This window comes from Bradyrhizobium sp. SBR1B, from assembly GCF_014198205.1.
GTDB lineage: Bacteria > Pseudomonadota > Alphaproteobacteria > Rhizobiales > Xanthobacteraceae > Bradyrhizobium.
The window spans coordinates 126,512-142,011 of sequence record NZ_JACIHC010000002.1; the positions used below are offsets into that span (position 1 = coordinate 126,512).

Genomic DNA, 15,500 nt, shown 5'->3' on the forward strand with positions numbered 1-15,500 from the left:
CTCAAAAATCCTTCTGCTTCGTCCAGATCGCGGCAGCCGCCATCGACAGGCCGCGGCGGACGGCCTCATCCGCGTCGACCGGAATTGCGTTGACCGACAGCGCCTCGAACGCCAGCCGGTACAGCATCGCAAGCCGCCCCGATGCAATCAGCTCGACGCCCGCTTGGGGAACGGGGCCGGAGAGCCCCGCCGCCAGCTCGGCGCCGATCAACGTGCCCGACAGCGTCTCGCGCGCCGCGGCCGGCGTGCCGCCGAACAGCAGCTGGCGCGAGCGCGCGCCGAACAAGTGATTGGCGACAAAGGCGGGCGCCTCATAAGCAGCTTTCACCGCCGCCTTGAAGCTCGCGACATCCTCGGCCTCGTCGGCGCCGGCGACCGCGAGCGACAGGATGGTCTCGCGCGAGACGGCGCTGAACAGCTCGCCTGTCATGAAGGTGGAGAAGCGTTCGACCACGCCGTCCTTCACGCGCACCCATTTCGAATGCGTGCCGGGCATGCAGACCAGCGCCTCGCCCGCGGCCTTGAGGCCGAGCGCGCCGAGCAGCTGCGTTTCCTCGCCGCGCATCACGTCCGGCGCTTCTGTCTCGCGCTGCGCGATGCCAGGCAGGATGCGGATGTCGCGGGCTTCGCCGGGGACGCGCACGGCCTGTTTCAGGATGGCGGCCAGCGGCGCCGGCGTGTCGACATAGCCGGCTTCGACCCAGCCGTTCCTGGCGCCGGCCATGCCGCAGACGAGAACCGGCAGATGATCCGGCGCCTCGACCGCGGCAAGATGCGATTGCAGCACGGCGGGAAAGCCGGTCTTCGCCGCGGCGAGCATGCCCTCGCCGCTGCGGCGCTCAGTCAGTACCTGGCCGGCACGATCGACCAGCCACAGCCGGAAGCTGCTGGTGCCCCAGTCCACCGCGACATAAGCGGGTTCGGTCATGCGAAACTGTCCTCGTCTCACGGCTGGGACGCCGTCTCGCGACAGTGAGACGACGTCTTGCAAGTCTGTGCCGAGATACCGGCTATTGCGCGGGCAAACCAGCCCTTTCTCCGCAATTCGAGGCTCCGCCGTGCTGGCACAGCGCTTGCTGAACCGCTGGCACAGCGCTTGCTGAAGCTTCGGCGCTCAACTCCGTCAACGCGCGACAAGACGCGTCAACATCAGATGAGGAAACCCATGGAGATCGGCTATTTCACGATGCCTTCGCATCCGCCGGAGTGCGGCCTGAAGGAAGGGAACGACTGGGACCTGCAGGTCATGCGCTGGCTCGACGAGCTCGGCTATCAGGAAGCCTGGGTCGGCGAGCACCACACCGCGCCCTGGGAACCCAATCCCACGCCGGACCTCCTGATCGCGCAGGCCCTGATGCAGACCAAGAAGCTGCGCATTGGACCCGGCGGCTTCCTGTTGCCCTATCACCACCCGGCCGAGCTCGCCAACCGCGTCGCGATGCTCGACCATCTCTCCGAGGGCCGGCTCAATTTCGGCGTCGCGGCGAGCGGCTTGCCGAGCGACTGGGCGATGTTCAACGTCGACGGCATGAGCGGGCAGAACCGCGACATGACCCGCGAGGCGCTGGAGATCATCCTGAAGCTGTGGACCGAGCCGGCACCCTTCACCCACAAGGGCAAATTCTGGACGGTGACCAAGCCGGACACGATGTTCGACTTCCTCAAGCCCCACATCAAGCCGTTGCAGGCGCCGCATCCGCCGATCGGCGTTGCCGGGCTGTCGAAGAACTCGGACACGCTGAAGCTCGCCGGCGAGCGCGGCTTCATCCCGATGAGCCTCAACCTCAACCCGGCCTATGTCTCCAGCCATTGGGACTCGGTCGAGATCGGCGCCGCCAAGACCGGGCGCAAGCCGAACCGGCAGGACTGGCGCCTGGTGCGCGAGGTGTTCGTCGCCGACACCGACGAGGAAGCCTGGAAGCTCTCGACCGGCGACATGATGGGCCGGATGATGAGCGAGTACTTCCTGCCGCTGCTCGGCCATTTCGGCTTCAAGGATTATCTCAAGCACGCCCCTGATGTCCCCGACAGCGACGTCACGGTCGAATATTGCGCCAAGCGGAACTGGATCGTCGGCTCGCCCGCGACCGTCGCCGAGAAGATCGAGAAGATCTACGACGAGGTCGGCGGCTTCGGCGTGCTGCTGGTGTTCGGCTTCGACTACAAGCACAAGGCGGAAGCCTGGCACCACTCGCTCTCGCTGCTGAAGAACGAGGTGATGCCGCGCCTTGCGCATCTCGGCTCCGCGAAGAAGGCGGCTTGACGCTCAGCGGGTGCGGCGCGATCGTGTCGCACCCGCTTCTGTTTTCGGAGATTTCCGCGTGACGGTCGACGCCAATCCTCTCGACGTGAAGGATTTCAAGCAGGCGATGCGCCAATGTGCCGGCGCCGTCGCGCTGGTCACGGTCGGCGCCGAGCACGGCAAGCGCACGGGATTGACGGTGACCTCGGCCTGCTCGCTGTCGGATAGCCCGCCCTCGCTGATCGTCTGCGTCAACCGCAACGCCAGCGCACATGCGCGCATCCGCGAGGAAGGCGCGTTCGCGATCAACTTCCTGCACGAGGACCACGCCCTGCTCGCGCTGACCTTCAGCGGCCAGAAGGGCGTCAACGGCGACGACCGTTTTGCGTTCGGACAGTGGACGCGTGGGGCCACGGGCGCCCCGGTGCTGACGGATGCGGTCGCCGCATTCGACTGCGTGCTGGCGCAGGAGTTCGAGACGACGACGCATTCGATCTTCGTCGGCGAAGTGCGCGGCGTGTCGCATCTGGCGTCCGCAGCGCCGCTGGTGTACCTGCGCAGCAGTTTTCACACGCCGCATGAGATGCGCGAAACGGTGACGGTCGGCGACCTCGATTCACGGCATCTGAGCTGGACGGATTTTTCTTAATCGTCACTCTCGCTGCGAATACAGTATCGTAGGGTGGGCAAAGCGAAGCGTGCCCACGTACTGCAACATTCGGTTAGAGATGGTGGGCACGGCGCAAGCGCGCCTTTGCCCACCCTACGATTCCGAGCCAGCGGAGAACGCGCGCCACGTGCAGCTGATCCCTACTGCGCCGTCTCGATCTTCAACTGCTTGATCTTGCGATAGAGCGTGGCGCGGCTGAGCTTCAGCGCGCGGGCCGCTTCCGTCACGCGGCCGCCGTGCTTACGCAGGGCTTCGACGATCGTGGCGCGCTCGGCCGCTGCAAGATCAGGCTCCGCTGCCCTCCCTCCGAACGGCGGCAGATCCAGATCCGCCTCGGTGATGACCCCGTTCTCCGCCGTGCAACCGGCGAGCCGCAGCACGTGGCGAAGCTGGCGCATGTTGCCGGGATAGGAATAGGCCGAGAGTTGCGACCACGCCTGGTCCGAAAGCCTGCAGTTCGGCGCCTCCTCGCGCGCGATCTGGCGGATGACGTCGTCCCGGTCGGCACGCTCGCGCAAGGCTGGCAGCCGCACCTCGAGGCCGCGCAGGCGGAAATAGAGGTCGGCGCGGAAGCCGCCTTCTTCGGCCATGCGGCCGAGATCGCGGTGGGTGGCGCTGATGAGGCGGATGTCGACGGCGACGGGCTTGAGCGCGCCAAGCGGCCAGACCTCGCGGTTTTCCAGCACGCGTAACAAGCGCGTCTGCAGCGCGATCGGCATATCGCCGATTTCGTCGAGGAACAGCGTGCCGCCGTCGGCCTGCACGATCAGGCCCTTCGAGCCGTCGCGCCGCGCGCCGGTGAAGGCGCCGGCCTCGTAGCCGAACAGCTCGGCGTCGATCAGGCTCTCCGGCATCGCCGCGCAGTTCAGCGCCACATAATTGCTGCGCGCGCGGTTGCTGGCCGCGTGAATGGCGCGCGCGAACACGTCCTTGCCGACGCCGGTCTCGCCATGGAGCAGCACCGCCAGATTGTGATCGCCTATGCTTCGGAGCCGCTTCACGCTTCTGATCAGCCCGGGATCGCGGCCGGCGAGCCGATGCAGGGCGTCGAAGCGATCGACAGCTGCATCGCGGCGCGGTGCAAGCGGGCGCGCCGATGATCTCGCCCGCAGCGGCGGCGCAACATGCCCTCGCCCTAACGCACTGCCATCGGCGCGGCGCAACTCGACCGTCTCGTCCGCGCCGCGGCCGGCATGATGATCGAACTTGACGTAGCGCGACAGATCGATGCCGGATGCGATCAGGCCGTCGGTGAGACCCAGCAGTGCCCGCGCCGAACGGCAGGCGCCGACGATGCGGCGGTCGTCGTCATAGGCGAGCAGACCGCTGCCGCCGTCGCCCGGCACGGTCGCGATCCAGGCGTTGCGGAAATGACCGCGGAAGATCGCACCCTCCATGCGCCGCGTCGCCTCCATCGTCACCGCGAGCGCGAGCTGATGCGCAGCGCGCTCGAGATCCTCTCGGCATGAGGTGATGTTCACGGCACCGGCGAGGCGACCGGCCTGGTCGAACAGCGGCGCCACGGCGCAGGAGAACATGTGCCACTGCGCGCGAAAATGCTCGTCACGATGCACCAGGATCGGCTTCTGCTCCGCGAGTGCGGTGCCGAGCCCGTTGGTGCCTTCGAAAGCCTCGGAAAAATTCGAGCCGGTATAGACCTTCCAGCGCATGAAGATTTCAGTATCGGCCGGGCCGGGCAGCCGGCTCCACAGCATCGTGGCGCTGGGGTCGGCGAGATTGACGCAATAGCCGGCCTCGCGCAGGACCCGCGCGAGGTCTTCGAGCTCCGGCGTCGCCAGCTGGATCAGCTGCTCCATCGGTTCGGCGACATGCCGGACCTCGGCTTCAGTCAGCGTCTGCGGCGGTCCCTGCCGGGCGGGGTCGAGCTTGTGGCTGATCAGGCAGCGCCGCCAGGAATCGGCAATGCGCGAAGAGGCATCGACGTCGGCCAATTGATTGGCGACGGACAAGACACGGGCGACATGGTTCGAGGCCGACAGGCTGGCCATCGCGGACGTCTCCACCCTGTATTATTGTGCAAAGTCTGGCACCACAGGCGGGGATGTCAATCGGGAACCGGGAACGGCTTGGAGGCACGCTGTCTCTTCTCGTCATCCCGGGGCGATGCGAAGCACCGAACTAGGGTGTGCCCTTGCGCACCCTAGGATCTTGAGATTCCGGGTTCGCGCTGCGCGCGCCCGGAATGACGGGCTCATCTATTGCTGCACCGCCCTCACCACGTATCGATGCATGGCCGCTTCTTCCCGGCCCTGGCCGGCGGCTTCGGCACCGAACGGAGTCCGGCCATGATCCAGCGGCGCGTCTCGGCGGGGTCGATCACGTTGTCGATCTCGAATACCGATGCGATCGAGACCGCCTTGCCGTTGGCATAGAGCTCGGCGACCTTGTTGCGGTAATAGGTCTCGCGCTCCTCGGGGTCAGTGATCGCCTCCATCTCCTTGCGGAAGCCGAGGCGGACGTAGCCCTCCAGGCCCATGCCGCCGAATTCGCCGGTCGGCCAGGCCGCGGTGAAGAACGAGGCGTGGAAGCCGCCGCCGATCATCGACTGCGCGCCGAGACCGTAGCCCTTGCGCAGCACGATGCCGAACAGCGGCACAGTGAGGCTCGCGCCCGTGACGAACATGCGCGAGACGTGACGCACGATCGCGGTCTTCTCGGCTTCCGGGCCGACCATGAAGCCGGGCGTGTCGCAGAGCGAAACGACGGGAAGGTCGAACGCGTCGCAGAGCTGGAGGAAGCGGGCGGCCTTATCGCCGGCATCGGCGTCGATGGCGCCGCCGAGATGGCGCGGATTGTTGGCGATCAGGCCGAACGGCTTTCCTTCGATGCGGATCAGCGCGGTGATCATGCCGACGCCGTAGTCGCGGCGCAGCTCCAGCACGGAATCCTTGTCGGCGACGAGATCGATCACGCTGCGGATGTCGTAGACGCGCAGCCGGTTCTCGGGGATGGCGCGTCGGAGCAGGCGCTGGTCGGCGGCCTCCCACTCCGTCACCGCGCCCTGGAAATAGGACAGATACTTTTGCGCGACGGATGTCGCCTCCTCCTCGTCCTCGACGAGGATATCGATGACGCCGTTCGGCGACTGGAACGAGACCGGGCCGACCTCGGCCGGATGATAGACGCCGAGGCCGCCGCCTTCGATCATCGCAGGGCCGCCCATTCCGATCGAGGCGTTCTTGGTGGCGATGATCACGTCGCAGCAGCCAAGCATCGCGGCGTTGCCGGCGAAGCAATAGCCGGAGACGACACCAATCACGGGCACGAGGCCGGAGAGCCTTGCGAATTGCACGAAGGACGGACCGTCGAGCCCGGTCATACCGAGCCGGTCGGTGTCGCCGGGCCGGCCGCCGCCGCCCTCGGCATAGAACACCAGCGGCACGCGCCAGTCTTCCGCAAGGGTCAGCATGCGGTCGATCTTCTTGTGGTTCATGTGGCCCTGCGTGCCCGCGAGCACGGTGTAGTCATAGGCCACGACGATGCAGCGCGCACCCTCGGGCCCGAACTTCTCGCCATTCACCGTGGCGACGCCCATCACGAGTCCGTCAGCCGGCGTGTTCTTGATGAGATCGTCGAGCTTGCGGCGGCGGCGCTGCGCCGCGATGGCGAGGCTGCCATATTCCATGAACGAGCCTTCGTCGACGAGCTGGGCGACGTTCTCGCGCGCGGTGCGCTGGTTGGTGTTGCGGCGGCGCTCGACCGAGGCGGGGCGATTCGCATCCAGCGTGTTCGCCTGGCGGGCAATCAACTCGGCGAGATCGGGCCGGATGTGATCCAGATCGATGTCGGCTTCGGCCGTGGCCCTATCCGCCGCAACGTCGAGCGGCTCGAGATACATGATCGGCTCGCCATGCATCAGCGTGGCGCCGTCGCCGGCGGCGAGCGTCATGACACGGCCGCCCTGCTCGGCCATCACCAGATGTTCCATTTTCATGGACTCGATCACGGCGAGCTGCTGGCCGGGGCGCACGATCTCGCCTTCCTTCACCTGAATGGTGACGATGGTTCCCTGCAACGGTGCGGCGACCATCACCGTGCCTTCAGGCACCACTTGCGCGACGTGCGTCTCGGCACCGTGAACGCCACTTCCTTCGGTTGGCGCAAAGTAAAGCGGCTTGGCCGCGCCATCGGCCGCATCGACGAGCTTTGCGATATTGCGATCGATGAAATCGGTCGCGATGCGGTTGGTCCTGAAATCAGGATGCGCCAGCACCGCCTGGAGGAAGGCGATATTGGTGACCACGCCGTCGATCCGGAACTCGCGCAGGGCACGCGAGGCTTTTGCAACGACATCATGCCAGGCTTCGCCCGGCGTATGCACGATGACTTTTGCGAGTAACGAGTCGAAGGCCGCACTGGTCTTGTAGCCGGCGTAACCAAAACTATCGACACGAACTCCGGGGCCTGATGGGGGCTCGAAAACGGCGAGCACGCCGCCGGTCGGATGCGTCGCGCCCGTCTCGTCCAGCGTTTCCATGTTGACGCGAACCTGCATGGCATGGCCTCGTGGCTTCGGGATCGATGCCTGCGCAAGGCCAAGCGAGGCGAGCGTGCTACCCTCCGCGACCGCAAGCTGGGCGCGGACGAGGTCGAGCCCAAGCACTTCTTCGGTGACGGTGTGCTCGACCTGCAGCCGCGGATTGGCCTCGATGAAGGCAAAACTGTCCTCGGCCGTGCCGTCGACCAGGAACTCGAACGTGCCGAGATTGTCGTAAGCCGCCGCCGTCGCAAGTTGCTTGGCCGCCTCGATGATGCGGCCGCGCAAGGGATCGCTCAGCGACGGGCTCGGCGCCACCTCGATCAGCTTCTGGTGCCGGCGCTGGATGGTGCATTCACGCTCCCAGAGATGAGAGATCGCGCCGTGACGATCGCCGATGATCTGCACCTCGATATGCCGCGCCTGCCGGATCAGCCGCTCGGCATAGACGCCGTCGAAGCCAAAGGCCGCCTTGGCCTCGGACTGGCAGCGCGCATAGGCTTCCGCAAGATCGGATGCGTTCTCGACCACGCGCATGCCGCGACCGCCACCGCCGGCCATTGCCTTGATCACGATCGCAGCATTGCTGCCGAGGGAACTGAAGAACGCCGTGATCTCCTCCAGCGAGGACGGCCCGCTGGTGCCGGCAATGATCGGCACGCCGCAACGTTTTGCCAGTTGCCGCGCCGCGACCTTGTCGCCGAACAATTCGAGCGCCGCCGGCTTCGGCCCGACGAAGGTGAGGCCCACGTCCGCGCACGCCTTGGCGAATGCGGCATTCTCGCTGAGGAAGCCGTAGCCGGCATGCACGGCATCGCACCCGACGCTTTTCGCCGCCGTCACCACCGCATCGATGTCGAGATAGGCCCGGGCGCCGCGGCCGGGGATTTCGACCGCCTCGTCGGCCACACGCACGTGCAGCGACAGCGCATCATCAGTGGGATGGATCGCAACGGTCGCGATGCCGGCATCGGCCGCCGCGCGCGCGATGCGGATGGCGATCTCGCCGCGATTGGCGATCAGGAGTTTCTTGAACGACATCGTCTCTCTCACTCAGACAGCAGCAGGAAGATTCGGATCGAGATCCTGCTTCTTCACCTTGCCCGTCGCCGTCAGCGGCAGGGCATCGATAATACGCACTTCCGGGACCTTGTAGACGGCCATGCGCTCGGCGCACCAGGCGCGCAGATCTTCCGCAGAGATGGTGCCGACCGCCTCCGGCTTGAGCTGGATATAGGCCACCGGCACCTGCCCCTTGTCAGGATCGTCGCGCCCGACCACGCCCGATCCCAGCACTTTCGGATGCTGGCCGAGCAGCGCCTCGATCTCCGGCGGAAACACGCTCATGCCCTTGACCTTCAGCATCTCCTTGCGGCGGCCGAGGAAGTGCAAAAAACCGTCCTTGTCGATGTTGCCGATATCGCCGGTGCGCAGCCAACCGTCGACGAGCGACTCGGAGGTCGCCTCCGGCTTGTTCCAGTAGCTCTTCAGCAGCGACGGCGTCCGCACGCGGATCTCGCCTTCCGCGCCGAGCGGCAGCAATGCGCCGGTCTCGAAATCGGTGATCTTGAACTCGGCGCCGGGGACCGGCAGGCCGACGAAGATCGGCTGATTGTTGAGGTCGAAATCGTCATCCTGGAAGCCCGCCGTGAAGGTGTTGGAGGTGTGGGTTTCCGTCATGCCCCATGCCGCCTCCATCAGGATCGTGCCGGTCAGACCCTTCCAGCGCTTGCGATAATCGGCGTTGAGCTTCTTGACGAAGGAGACGACGCGGACCTGCTGCAGCGACGACAGGTCGAACTCGCTCCAGCGCGGATGGTCCATCAGCTCGACCGCGCCGTCGACCGGCATCGCGGTGATGGTGACCTTGTATTTGTCGATCGCCGCCATCGCGCCGACGGCATCCCAGCGCGCCAGCAGCACCAGCGTCGCGCCGGAGAACAGCGGGAAGATCAGGCCAAAGTTCTCGCCGGCGATCCAGAATTCCGGAAAGAACGACAGGAACACGCTGCTCTCGTCGGACAGCACCGAGATGCCGTAATTGGCCGCGGCCGTGTACACCATGTCGCGATGGGTATGGACGCAGCCCTTGGGCATGCCGGTGGTGCCGCCGGTGTAGTTGAGCGCGGCAACGTCATCGAGCCCAGGCGGCGGCAGCGGCATAGGCGTGGGCATTGCCGCCAGCGTCGGCAGCAGATCGGTCGCGCCCGGGACCGCAACGCGCGGCGCGCGGATCGAGTCCGGCGTGGGGAACGCGGGCGTTACCGGAATGACATCGGCGAAGCTGGTGACGATGATTTCGCGCAGGCGCACCTCGCCTTTCACCTGCTCGACGACGGGGACGAGCTGGTCGAGCGCCACGATCACATCGGCCTGGGTGTCGTTCAGCTCGTAGGACAGCTCGAACGCGCGCGACAGCGGGCTGACGGGGACATGGATCGCGCCGAGCTTCAAAATGCCGAAGAACACGATGTGGAATTGCGGGCAGTTCGGCAGGAACACGGCGACGCGGTCACCCTTGCTGACGCCCTTGGCTTGCAGCAGCGCCGCAAAACGGTCGCTCAGCCGGTCGAGCTCCGCGTAGGTGGTGACGTGGCCGTAGAAGTTGATTGCGGGCCGCTCCGGGCTGCGCTTCGCCCAGGCGCGCAGATATTCCGTCAAGGGAACTTCGCCGTGCAGATAATTCGGCGAACGCGGCATGCCTTTCGGCCAGGCCCTATCCCACAGGCCACGCAAGGTGGCGAGATAATCCTTCTCGTTGAGGCCCGCGCTCATGACGTCTTTCCCGTGTTGCTTTTCTTTTCGAAGGCACGCACGTGCCGTCAATCGACATCGCTACACGTCGAGCACGGCAGAGGTCATGTCAAGAAAAACAGCATCGGCGTCGCGGCCGATGCCGCGACGCGGAAAAAGAAAGTCTCTCGCAGCGCGTTTCGTTACGCTGCGCGCACGCCCGCGACGAAAGCGCTGACCTCGTTTTCGAGCGATTGCAGCTTCTGCGTCAGCCGGCCGCTCGATTGCAGCACGAGGCCTGCGGCCTGGCCGGTCGCCGCGGTCGCGTCGGTGACGCCGGAGATGTTCTGCGAGACCTGATCGGTTCCGGAGGCAGCCTCCTGCACACTGTGGGCGATCGCCTGCGTCGCGGCGCCCTGCTCCTCGACGGCGGCGGCGATCGACGAAGAGATCTCGTTGACCTCCATGATGGTGGCGCGGATGCTCTCGATGTTGCCGACGACCTGGTTGGTCTCGGCCTGGATCGCGGTGATCTGCGCGCCGATCTCGTCGGTCGCCTTCGCGGTCTGGCTCGCCAGCGACTTCACTTCGCTCGCAACCACCGCAAAGCCCTTGCCGGCTTCACCGGCGCGCGCCGCCTCGATGGTGGCGTTGAGCGCGAGCAGATTGGTCTGCGAGGCGATCTGGTTGATGAGGTCGATGACCTCGCCGATCTTGTGCGCGGCCGCTGCCAGCCCCTGCACGGTGTCGTTGGTGCGCTGGCCGTCGGCGGCGGCCTTGTCGGCCACCGTCGCGGCCTGTGCGACGCGCTGGCTGATCTCCGAGATCGAGGACGACAGCTGGCCGGCGGCGGAGGCCACCGTCTGCACGTTGCTCGAGGCCTGCTGGCAGGCGGAGGCGACGAAGCTCGCGCGGTCGGTCGCCTTGTCCGCGGTTTCCGACATGCCCTGCGCGGCCTGCTGCATCGCGCGCGCCTCGTTGAAGACATCGCGGACGACGGCCTGGACGCTCGCCTCGAACTTGCCGGCGAGGTCAGTCATGGCCTTGCGCTTCTCGTCGTCGGCCCTCTGCTTCAGCTCCTGCTGCTCGGCATGCATGCGGCCGACGGCCGACGCATTGTCCTTGAACACGGCCAGCGCCTTGGCGAGCGCGCCGACCTCGTTGTTGCGGTCGGTATAGGGCACCTCGAACGCGCTGTCGCCGGCGGCAAGCCGCTCGGTCAGCGCGGTGATTTTTGCCAGCGGCCGGGTCACGCTGCGGCCGATCACGAAGGACGCGCCGAGAACCAGGACCAGCACGGCCAGACAGACATAGCCGAACGTCGTCGCGGCCTGGCGGAAGACGGCGTCGACATCGTCGAGATAGATGCCGGTGCCGATGATCCAGCCCCAGGGCGCAAAGCCCTTCACATAGGAGATTTTCCCGACCGGCTGGTCGAAGCCGGGCTTCGGCCAGAGGTAGCCGTAGAAGCCCGCGCCCTGCTTCTTGACGACGTCGACGAAGCCCATGAACAGCGCGTTGCCGGCGGGATCCTTCATCCCGGACAGATCCTTGCCGTCGAGCTCGGGCTTGATCGGATGCATGACCATCTTGGGGGCCATGTCGTTGATCCAGAAATACTCGACCTTGTCGTAGCGCAGGCTCTTGATCTCGGCGATCGCGGCGGCCTGGGCCTGCTCGCGCGGGAGTTTCCCCTCGCTCTCGAGCTTTTGGTAGTGGGCGAGAATGCCGTAGCCGACATCAACCACCTGCTGCGTCTTGGCCTGGCGATCGGCGACCATCTGCGTGCGCAGGGTCGACAGGGCGATCGGTGCCAGCGCGATCATGCCGAGGAGGCTGATGCCGACAATCAGGACCAGCTTGAAACTGATGCGGGAGAAAATCATCGGAGCTCACGAAATTTGGCGGGACAGACATGCCAGATTATCCCGATCCCCTTAGCAAAGCTTTAAGCATTCGGGTTCCCCAAGCGGCCGCCGAAGCCCTGCGGCCGCGCACGGTTTTCGCACCCTCGCGGCGCCGCCCCCGCTTGCGAATATAAACCTCTTCAAAACTAGAAGACCTCGATATCGCCCCTGCGAGCGTTGACTTGGAGAGTGCTCCGGCAGAACGATCGATGCAGACAATCAGCGCCAGCTGTGGCGTGAGCGCAGCCAAGGGCCAGAGGTTTCATGCATCAATCGACATCATCAGGGTCTCTCGACCTTCCCGCGCTCAGTGCGGCCGAACGGCTCTTCATCTGGGGATTCCGGGCCAAGGCACGCAGCGGAGGCGCCGTTCCGACTGCAGCCGATATCCAGGAGGTGTACGACCATTTCCGCGTGGGCGATGCCGTGCTCTCGCTGGAATCCATCATCGAGATCTTCGCCTGCACGGCCCATACCGCGATCGAAGTGCACTGCCCGACCTGTCCGCGCATGTCGGACAGCGAGCGCGGGATTCTGCAGGCCATCGCCGCGGCCCAACAGGATCGCATCGACATCGTGCGCGAACGGTTCGAGAGCTGGCTGCCGCCGGTCGGCGCCGATTGGGCGCTGGCTCCCGTGCGGGGGCTCGCCACGATCTTCCGCATGGCAGGCCTCATCCTGCCCGACCGGCAGGTGCGATCATTCGACCATGACCGCACCATGGCGATGAAGAGCTGGCTGGTCGGAAGCCCGACATTGCACTGACGAGATCGGTCATGACCCCAGCTATTTGCGCCTCGGTGCCGGAAGCCGGCCCATCGCGGCTCTGTCCGCTCCAGGCCGCGCTTGGAGCGCGCCCCTGCGTCGACAGCTACGATGATTTCTGCCGCGTCGCGCTGTCGCTGTTCCGCTTCATCGGGGCGGCCTACACCACCGGCGCCTCCGATTGCTGGGAAGCCGCCTATCGCTTTGCCGACGAGGCGACTGGCGTTGCCGACAGTCCGCTGCTGGTCGCGCGCGTGGCAGCGCTGGTCAGGATCCTGCGCAGCGGCCGGCCATGCGAACTGTGCTTCATGCCGCCGTCCTGCCGTCGGCTGTCGAAGGACGAGACGGAATTGATGCGATTGCTGGCGGTCGCGCGAAGCAAGCAGCCGGGCGAGCTCGAATCCATCGTCTGCGCCTTCGTCGGCTCGGGCAAGGAAGCTGCGGCAACGCGAGCGGTCAACGCGCTCGCCTTGTGCTGAGGGCTGTTGTTTGCGCATGATCTTTCCGGAAAACCGCTTCACACTTTTCCGGATCATGCGCTAGCCGCCCTTCCTGCCGAGCACGAGATCGATGGTGTGCGCGGCGATCTTGCGCAATTGCGGCTCGTCGCCGAAGGCACGTTCGAGCACGGCGAGGCCGCGCGTCACGGTGATGATGTGCAGCGCCGCGGCCCCGGCGTTGCCGTTGAACTCGCCGCGCTCGGCGCCTGCCGACAACGTGTCCTGAACCAGTGCTGTGATGCGCGAGATAAGGCCCGCAAAGACCTGGCGCGCTTCTTCGTCCAATCCCTCGCCTTCCGCGGCGCCGAGCTCCATCAGGCCGCGCGTGGTCGGACATCCGCGCGGGGGCGTGCCCGAGCGGAAATTGGTGATGGTCAGATCGAAGAAAGCGGTGAGGCGCTTTCGCAGGCTGCCCGTCCCGAGCGCCTTCTGCAGCGCGAGGAGATAATCCCCGGCATAGCGTTCATAGGCCTGCAGGAACAGCGCTTCCTTGCTGCCGAAGGCGTTGTAAAGGCTGCCGCGCTGGACGCCGGCATCGCGCGCGATGTCCGACAGCGAGGTGCCGCGCACGCCCTTGCGCCAGAACTGGTCGAACGCAATGCGCAAGACATCGTCATGGTCGAATTCGCGCGGCCTCAAGCTGGGCTCCTTTTTGAAGTATTTGACACGACGTCAAGAACATGCTTTCTCGACATCGTGTCAAAAACCAATTGGAATTGATAGCCCATTTCAACACTGGGCCGAACAGCGGCGTACGCATTCGCCCTGCTGGTCGGGCCCGCATGCAAAGGGACGCGCGATGCCTCTGCTCCACATCTCGATGCGCGCCGGCAAGCCGCAAGCCTACCGGCAGGCGATTCTCGACGGCCTCTACCGCGCCATGCGCGAGGCGCTGAACGTGCCCGTGGACGACGCGTTCATGGCCATCACCGAGCATGAGCCGGCGAATTTCCGCTGCGGCAATGCCTACGGCGTCGAGCGCAGCGACGACGCGGTGCTGATCCAGATCACCGTGTTCGCCTCGCGAACCCCTGAGCAGAAGAAGGCGCTGTATCGCCGGATCGCGGACCTTCTCGGCGAAAGCCCGGGTATCCGGCCCGAGGACGTGTTCGTGAACGTGCTCGATGCCCCCAAGGAGAACTGGTCCGTCGGTCATGGGCTGGCGCAATTCGCGTGAGCTGGGCGGACCTGCCGGTGCCCTGCCGATCGAGGATTGAGGCGCCTGATACGCCCTGCGATCGGCGCGGATTGCCCTACTCGCCTGCAACGCACGCTTCCATGATGCCGTCGAGCTCGGCTTTCGACAGCACCCCGAGCTCGGCGATGAACACGATCCGCGTCCGCGGTATGCCCGGCGCGGGCGCATCGCCCGGGGCGAGCGTGGCGCGGCCGGCGGCGAATTGAAACACCATCTGGCGGCCGGGCTGCTCGACCGTCTCGAACAGGCCTTTCGCACGCGCCAGCTTCGGCGCGAGACGGCCGATGGCCTGCTGCAGGCGCGGCAGCGAGATCGGGCGGTCCGAGGTCCAGCTCAGCGTCTCGAAGCGCTCTTCTGCCGGTCGTTTCGGACCCGGGTCACGCGGCGCGGGCGCACGCTCGACGTTCGCGGGGAACAGGAGTGCGGACGGAATCTCGCCATGTCGCGCATCGACCACCACGGCGGGAAGGCGCAAGGCGCGGATGGCCTGACGCATCCGCGCCCCCGCGTCCTCGTCCGCCAGATCCAGCTTGGTCAAGGCCACGATATCGGCGACGCGCAATTGCGAGCGCTGGAGAGCGTCGTCCAGTGCGGCCGGCGGTGTCGCGGCGTCGATCACGCACAGCACCGTCTCCAGCGGCGCCTCGCGCAGGATCACGGGGTCCATCAGATTGCGGACGATGTCGGTGGGATCGGCGACGCCGCTGGTCTCGATGACGATGTGTTCGGGCTTCGGATCGCGCCGCAGCAGCGTCGAGAGCGTGCGCAGCAGATCGCCTTCGAGCGAGCAGCAGATGCAGCCATTGGCGAGGCTGACCACGCCGTCGCTGGCGCCCGCGATCAGCTCCGCATCGATGTTGATGGCGCCGAAATCGTTGACGATCGCGGCGATCCGCCGTCCCTCCGCATGCGCCAGGAGATGGTTCACGACCGTGGTCTTGCCCGCCCCCAGAAAGCCCGTCACCAGGAGAATGGGGACCGGCACGG

At 66.0% G+C, this 15,500-nt stretch carries 12 protein-coding genes; 5 read left to right on the top strand and 7 right to left on the bottom strand.

All coding sequences use genetic code 11. The features are described from left to right. Position 1: 1 nt before the first annotated feature. The gene (locus GGD61_RS05235) at positions 2-928 is read right to left on the bottom strand and encodes a 2-dehydro-3-deoxygalactonokinase (protein ID WP_092260689.1); all 927 of its coding nucleotides are present in this window, start codon (positions 926-928) and stop codon (positions 2-4) included. Between the two features lie 237 nt (positions 929-1,165). On the opposite strand from GGD61_RS05235, the gene GGD61_RS05240 reads away from it, so the two are divergent. Both GGD61_RS05240 and GGD61_RS05245 read left to right on the top strand, forming a co-directional pair. Further along, positions 1,166-2,263 (top strand): LLM class flavin-dependent oxidoreductase, encoded by a 1,098-nt coding sequence (locus GGD61_RS05240; protein WP_092260687.1) that lies wholly within the window; start codon positions 1,166-1,168, stop codon positions 2,261-2,263. A gap of 58 nt (positions 2,264-2,321) precedes the next feature. Beyond that, positions 2,322-2,891, top strand: coding sequence for a flavin reductase family protein (locus GGD61_RS05245; protein WP_177237312.1), 570 nt, complete (start codon positions 2,322-2,324; stop codon positions 2,889-2,891). A gap of 161 nt (positions 2,892-3,052) precedes the next feature. On the opposite strand, the gene GGD61_RS05250 is transcribed toward GGD61_RS05245, so the two are convergent. From GGD61_RS05250 to GGD61_RS05265, 4 genes are all read right to left on the bottom strand, one after another. Continuing rightward, entirely contained in the window at positions 3,053-4,921 is a 1,869-nt protein-coding gene (locus GGD61_RS05250; RefSeq protein WP_183230402.1) for a sigma-54-dependent Fis family transcriptional regulator, read from the bottom strand. A 224-nt stretch (positions 4,922-5,145) separates the two neighbouring features. Continuing rightward, positions 5,146-8,451, bottom strand: a complete 3,306-nt coding sequence (locus GGD61_RS05255; protein ID WP_183230403.1) for a carboxyl transferase domain-containing protein — start codon at positions 8,449-8,451, stop codon at positions 5,146-5,148. Between the two features lie 12 nt (positions 8,452-8,463). After that, positions 8,464-10,185 carry an AMP-binding protein gene (locus tag GGD61_RS05260; RefSeq protein WP_092260681.1) on the bottom strand — a complete coding sequence of 574 codons (1,722 nt, stop codon included), beginning with the start codon at positions 10,183-10,185 and terminating at the stop codon, positions 8,464-8,466. A 161-nt stretch (positions 10,186-10,346) separates the two neighbouring features. Continuing rightward, positions 10,347-12,029: a methyl-accepting chemotaxis protein gene (locus GGD61_RS05265; protein WP_183230404.1), complete on the bottom strand. Its 1,683-nt coding sequence runs from the start codon at positions 12,027-12,029 to the stop codon at positions 10,347-10,349. Positions 12,030-12,314: 285 nt separating this feature from the next. Here GGD61_RS05265 and GGD61_RS05270 point away from each other — a divergent pair, with 285 nt between their 5' ends. Then, complete coding sequence (locus GGD61_RS05270) at positions 12,315-12,815, top strand: hypothetical protein (RefSeq protein WP_092260677.1); 501 nt, start codon at positions 12,315-12,317, stop codon at positions 12,813-12,815. 11 nt (positions 12,816-12,826) lie between these two features. Beyond that, the gene (locus GGD61_RS05275; protein WP_092260675.1) at positions 12,827-13,294 is read left to right on the top strand and encodes a hypothetical protein; all 468 of its coding nucleotides are present in this window, start codon (positions 12,827-12,829) and stop codon (positions 13,292-13,294) included. A gap of 60 nt (positions 13,295-13,354) precedes the next feature. On the opposite strand, the gene GGD61_RS05280 is transcribed toward GGD61_RS05275, so the two are convergent. Further along, entirely contained in the window at positions 13,355-13,954 is a 600-nt protein-coding gene (locus GGD61_RS05280) for a TetR/AcrR family transcriptional regulator (RefSeq protein WP_092260673.1), read from the bottom strand. A gap of 160 nt (positions 13,955-14,114) precedes the next feature. Between GGD61_RS05280 and GGD61_RS05285 the strand changes: the two genes are divergently transcribed. After that, positions 14,115-14,492, top strand: a complete 378-nt coding sequence (locus tag GGD61_RS05285) for a tautomerase family protein (RefSeq protein ID WP_092260671.1) — start codon at positions 14,115-14,117, stop codon at positions 14,490-14,492. A gap of 76 nt (positions 14,493-14,568) precedes the next feature. Here the strand turns inward: GGD61_RS05285 and GGD61_RS05290 are convergent, their stop codons facing one another. After that, a complete protein-coding gene (locus tag GGD61_RS05290) occupies positions 14,569-15,498 on the bottom strand; it encodes a GTP-binding protein (RefSeq protein ID WP_183230405.1) in 930 nt (309 codons plus the stop codon). Positions 15,499-15,500: the final 2 nt, after the last annotated feature.

Excerpts from the sequence above, each read along its gene's own strand:
- GGD61_RS05235 (WP_092260689.1), bottom strand. The coding sequence starts at position 928 with ATGACCGAACCCGCTTATGTCGCGGTGGACTGGGGCACCAGCAGCTTC.
- GGD61_RS05260 (WP_092260681.1), bottom strand. The coding sequence starts at position 10,185 with ATGAGCGCGGGCCTCAACGAGAAGGATTATCTCGCCACCTTGCGTGGC.
- GGD61_RS05240 (WP_092260687.1), top strand. The coding sequence starts at position 1,166 with ATGGAGATCGGCTATTTCACGATGCCTTCGCATCCGCCGGAGTGCGGC.
- GGD61_RS05285 (WP_092260671.1), top strand. The coding sequence starts at position 14,115 with ATGCCTCTGCTCCACATCTCGATGCGCGCCGGCAAGCCGCAAGCCTAC.
- GGD61_RS05275 (WP_092260675.1), top strand. The coding sequence starts at position 12,827 with ATGACCCCAGCTATTTGCGCCTCGGTGCCGGAAGCCGGCCCATCGCGG.
- GGD61_RS05270 (WP_092260677.1), top strand. The coding sequence starts at position 12,315 with ATGCATCAATCGACATCATCAGGGTCTCTCGACCTTCCCGCGCTCAGT.
- GGD61_RS05255 (WP_183230403.1), bottom strand. The coding sequence starts at position 8,451 with ATGTCGTTCAAGAAACTCCTGATCGCCAATCGCGGCGAGATCGCCATC.
- GGD61_RS05265 (WP_183230404.1), bottom strand. The coding sequence starts at position 12,029 with ATGATTTTCTCCCGCATCAGTTTCAAGCTGGTCCTGATTGTCGGCATC.
- GGD61_RS05250 (WP_183230402.1), bottom strand. The coding sequence starts at position 4,921 with ATGGCCAGCCTGTCGGCCTCGAACCATGTCGCCCGTGTCTTGTCCGTC.